General features: G+C 65.5%; 5 protein-coding genes. 1 reads left to right on the top strand and 4 read right to left on the bottom strand.

Annotated elements, in window-relative coordinates; translation table 11 throughout:
* The 4 genes from QZY48_RS14290 to QZY48_RS14275 form a co-directional block, all read right to left on the bottom strand.
* On the bottom strand, positions 1–701 hold a 701-nt coding region (locus tag QZY48_RS14290; RefSeq protein ID WP_366929694.1), incomplete at its 3' end, for an amino acid ABC transporter ATP-binding protein.
* Complete coding sequence (gltK, locus tag QZY48_RS14285) at positions 698–1,375, bottom strand: glutamate/aspartate ABC transporter permease GltK (protein ID WP_295431811.1); 678 nt, start codon at positions 1,373–1,375, stop codon at positions 698–700. The genes QZY48_RS14290 and gltK, both read right to left, overlap by 4 nt.
* The gene (locus QZY48_RS14280; RefSeq protein ID WP_295431808.1) at positions 1,375–2,112 is read right to left on the bottom strand and encodes an amino acid ABC transporter permease; all 738 of its coding nucleotides are present in this window, start codon (positions 2,110–2,112) and stop codon (positions 1,375–1,377) included. Before QZY48_RS14280 ends, gltK begins: the two co-directional genes overlap by 1 nt.
* The gene (locus QZY48_RS14275) at positions 2,109–3,005 is read right to left on the bottom strand and encodes a glutamate/aspartate ABC transporter substrate-binding protein (RefSeq protein WP_295431805.1); all 897 of its coding nucleotides are present in this window, start codon (positions 3,003–3,005) and stop codon (positions 2,109–2,111) included. The genes QZY48_RS14280 and QZY48_RS14275 overlap by 4 nt, the downstream gene beginning before the upstream one ends.
* Positions 3,006–3,279: 274 nt before the next feature.
* Here QZY48_RS14275 and QZY48_RS14270 point away from each other — a divergent pair, with 274 nt between their 5' ends.
* On the top strand, positions 3,280–4,086 hold the full coding sequence (locus QZY48_RS14270) for a Uma2 family endonuclease (RefSeq protein ID WP_295431802.1): 807 nt from the start codon (positions 3,280–3,282) through the stop codon (positions 4,084–4,086).
* Positions 4,087–4,214 lie beyond the last annotated feature (128 nt).

The raw sequence follows: 4,214 nt of genomic DNA, 5'->3' as shown, positions 1-4,214 counted from the left end.
GCCCGCGCCACGCGCGGGGTACCAAAAAAATCGTCCGTGGAGGCGTCATCGAGGATGCGGCCGTGGTCCATGAAGATCACCCGATCCGCCACCTTGTGCGCTAAGCCCATCTCGTGTGTCACGCACATCATGGTCATGCCCTCGGTCGCCAGTTCGACCATGACGTCCAGCACCTCATTGACCATTTCAGGGTCGAGCGCGGAGGTCGGCTCGTCGAACAACATGCAGATCGGGTCCATCGCGAGCGCCCGGGCGATGGCGACGCGCTGCTGCTGACCGCCGGACAGGGCGCCCGGGTACTTGGCGGCCTGGGCCTTGAGGCCGACCCGATCGAGCATCTTGAGACCGCGGGCCTGCGCCTCCTCTTCAGAACGCCCGAGCACCCTGATCTGCCCGATGGTCAGATTGTCGGTGACACTCATGTGCGGGAACAGCTCGAAGTTCTGGAAGACCATGCCGACATGGGCGCGGAGTTTCGACAGATTGGTCTTGGGATCGGCGAGCGCAGTCCCGTTGACGACGATGTTGCCCTGCTGGATGGCCTCCAGGCCATTCACGCAGCGGATCAGGGTGCTCTTGCCGGAGCCCGAGGGGCCGCACACCACCACCACCTCCCCTTTATTCACATGAGTGGTGCAGTCGGCCAGCACCTGAAAGGCGCCGTACCACTTGGAGACCTGCTCGATCTCAATCATGCTCATGTGGCAAACCTCTTCTGCAGTTGCCGCACCAGGAGCGATGCGCCGAAGCACAGGACGAAATAGACGGCGCCGGCAAAGAGCACCAGTTCCACCAGGCGTCCGTCGCGATCACCGACCTTGTAGGCCGCGCCGAAGAAATCCGCCAGGCCGATGACATAGACGAGCGAGGTATCCTGGAACAGGATGATCGCCTGCGTCAGCAGCAGCGGCAGCATGTTGCGGAAGGCCTGCGGCAGCACCACCAGACGCATCGTCAGGGAGTATGGCATACCCAGCGCATAGGCGGCGTTGACCTGGCCCTTGGGCACACTCTGCACGCCGGCGCGGATGATCTCCGCATAATAGGCGGACTCGAAGAGCGCGAAGGCGACCAGGGCCGAGACCATGCGGATGTCGCTCCCCTGAGCAACGCCGAGCACGTCCGAGAGCAAGGCCGGCACGATCAGATAGAACCACAGGATCACCATCACCAGCGGCACCGCACGGAACAGGTTGACATAGCCGGCGGCGAGCCAGGCCAGCGGGCGAATCGCCGACAGCCGGGCCAAGGCGAGCAGGGTCCCCCAGACGATGCCGACGACGATGGCGGTCAGGGTGATCTCGAGCGTCACCAGCATCCCGTGGCCCAGGATCGGCAGGGCGCCGAGGATCGAACTCCAGTCGAATTCGTACATCACTTGCCCCCGATGGTGCCGGGTATCCGGGTCCGGTGCTCCAGCCAGCGCATACCGAACATCACCGCGACATTGATGAGCACATACATCAGGGTGACGGCGATGAAGGCCTCATAGGCCTGGGCCGTGTAATCGACGAGTTGCTGACTCTGGCGCGACAACTCGATCAGCCCGATCGTCGAGGCAACCGCCGAGTTCTTGAATATATTGAGAAACTCAGAGGTCAGCGGCGGCAATATGAGACGCAGCGCGCCCGGCAGCAGGACGTAGCGATAGGTCTGGGGCAGCGTCAGACCCAGGGCCAGCCCGGCCGCCCGCTGCCCGCGCGGGAGCGAGCCGAGGCCGGCGCGCACCTGCTCGCAGACCCGCGCCGCGGTGAAGCAGCCCAGGCACAGCAGGGCCGCGAAGAATTGCTGCGTCAGCGGGTCGGTCTGCTTTATGGCATCCCCCCAGGGTCTTGGCAGCAGTTCCGGGATGACGAAATACCAGGTGAACAACTGGACCAGCAGCGGCACATTGCGGAAGGCCTCGACATAGGCCGCGGCCAGCCGCGACAGCCAGCGGTTCGGCACCGTGCGCAATACCCCGAGCAGGGTCCCCAAGAGGAAGGCGATGACCCAGGCGCCCAAGGACAGCATCAGGGTCCATTGGAGGCCTTGCAGCAGCCAGCCGAGATAGGTCGCATCGCCCGACGGGGTCGGGCTCAGGAAGACGGCCCAATTCCAACTGTAGCTCATGGATAGGCCTGGTCATTGGGATTGGCATACAGCTTCTGCATCTCCGCGGAGAGCGGGAAATTCAGGTTCAGACCCTTGGGCGGGATCGGTGTCTCGAACCACTTGGTATAGAGTGCCTTCGCCTCACCGCTCTTCTGCAACCCCGCGATAGTCGCGTCCACCAGTTGTTTGAATTCGGGATCATCCTTGCGCATGACGCAGCCGTAGGCCTCGAGGGATTGCGGCGTACCCACCACGATCCAATCGCCCGGGCGCTTGGCCTTGGCCAGTTCACCATAGAGCAGTGCATCGTCCATCATGAAGGCGACCGCGCGGCCGGTTTCCAGCATCAGGAAGGACTCGCCGTGATCCTTGGCGGAGACGATCTGCATCTTCATGTTTTTGTCTTCGTTGAGCTTGCGGATCAGTCGCTCGGAGGTGGTGCCGGCCGTGGTCACCACGGTCTTGCCGGCGAGGTCGGGAAAGTCCTCGATGCCGGAATCCTTCCTGGTCAGCAGCCGGGTGCCGACGACAAAGATGCTGTCGGAAAAGGCGACCTGCTTCTGACGCTCGGCGTTGTTGGTGGTCGAACCGCATTCGAGGTCGACGGTGCCGTTCTGGATCAGCGGAATACGATTCTGGGAGGTCACCGGATTGAGTCTGACCTTGAGTCCCGGGAGCTGCAACTCGCGCTTGAGCGCATCCACGACCTTGAGCGCGATCTCCTGCGAGTAGCCGATGACCTGCTGCTTGTCGTCGTAATAGGAGAAGGGGATCGAGGATTCACGATGACCCAGGGTGATGGAACCGGAGTCCTTGATCTTCTTCAGCGTTCCGGTCTGCTCTTGGGCCTGGACGAAACCGGCGAGCAGCACACAGCCGAGCACCGCGGTGGCGAGACGGGACCGTTTCATAGGGTAGCTCCGGGAGTGGGTGGGATGGGGCGCGCAGCAACAGCGCCGAGGCCGGGGCTTGGCAACTTGCTCTGCCGGCGGATTTTGACCGACTGAGCGACGGTACGCCAGGGCTTTTCGCGGTCGGGCAATGCCCCCGGTCCGCCCGGAGCACCCGTAGGTTCCGCCGCGCGGACCAGCCACCGCGCGTCGACCGAGGGCCCGGTTCTTCCCGCTTGCAAAGGCCGGCCCCGCGTGCAAACTAAGGCCCTCGACCGCCGAGGACCCTTAAGCCATGAGCAACACCCCCGCCCGCGCGCCCAAGCCGGAGCAAGGCCCCTTTCACGCCGATCAGTTGCGCGACGGGGACCGCTATGAACTCTCGCACGGCCACCCGCTCTACTGCGCCCCCGCCGGACCCGAGCACGCCGTCGGCAATCTCACCGGCGCCGCCGTGCTGGGCAGCGACCCGGACGTGGAATGGGCGGGGGTCGACGCGGGCTTTTCACCCGAACCCGGGATGCTGCGCGCCCCGGATGTCGCCATCGCCGCCCCCGGCGCGGAGCGCGGCTGGATTCGCGCGGTGCCGCCCCTGGCACTCGAATACGCCGCCCGCGGTCAGGACGAGAAGGACCTCCAGGCCAAGATCGCCGAACTGATCGGCCACGGCACCCGCCTGGTCTGGGTGGCACGCCTGACCGGCCCGCGCCGCGTGGAGGTCTATGAGTCCGGCCAGCCGATGCGGGTCGCGCACCCCGGGGAAGACCTGAGCGCGCCCGGCATCCTGCGCAACCCGGTACCGGTGGACGCACTCTTCGACCGCACGGCCAGCCACCGCGCGACGCTGCGCAACCTCTTGCAGCGCTTCGGCTATGCGGACCTGGAGGCGGTCCGCACCGAAGGGCGCGACGAAGGCCGCGACGAGGGCCTCGCCGCGGCGGTCCTGAACCTGCTCGCGGGACGCCGCATCGCCGTGGACGCGCAGACCCGCGCCCGCGTCGGCGCCTGCCGGGACAGCGCCCAACTCGATCGCTGGCTGCTGGCCGCGGCCAGCGTCGATCAGGCCGAGCGAATCTTCGACGACCTTCTGAGGGGTGAATGACGGCGGCGCTTGAGCTGGGTGCAGACGATGGGCATCGCTCTCGCTCTGCCCATCCTGCGGAGATACTCACCCAATCGCGGGGTGGCGCGCGTGCAGACTAACGGCCATGGCGCCCGCGCCACCAGATC

The sequence above is a fragment of the uncultured Thiodictyon sp. genome (genome assembly GCF_903828115.1).
GTDB lineage: Bacteria > Pseudomonadota > Gammaproteobacteria > Chromatiales > Chromatiaceae > Thiodictyon.
Note: the sequence above shows the minus strand (reverse complement) of the source record. Positions and strands in the feature narration are given on the sequence as shown.

Excerpts from the sequence above, each read along its gene's own strand:
- gltK (WP_295431811.1), bottom strand. The coding sequence starts at position 1,375 with ATGTACGAATTCGACTGGAGTTCGATCCTCGGCGCCCTGCCGATCCTG.
- QZY48_RS14280 (WP_295431808.1), bottom strand. The coding sequence starts at position 2,112 with ATGAGCTACAGTTGGAATTGGGCCGTCTTCCTGAGCCCGACCCCGTCG.
- QZY48_RS14275 (WP_295431805.1), bottom strand. The coding sequence starts at position 3,005 with ATGAAACGGTCCCGTCTCGCCACCGCGGTGCTCGGCTGTGTGCTGCTC.
- QZY48_RS14270 (WP_295431802.1), top strand. The coding sequence starts at position 3,280 with ATGAGCAACACCCCCGCCCGCGCGCCCAAGCCGGAGCAAGGCCCCTTT.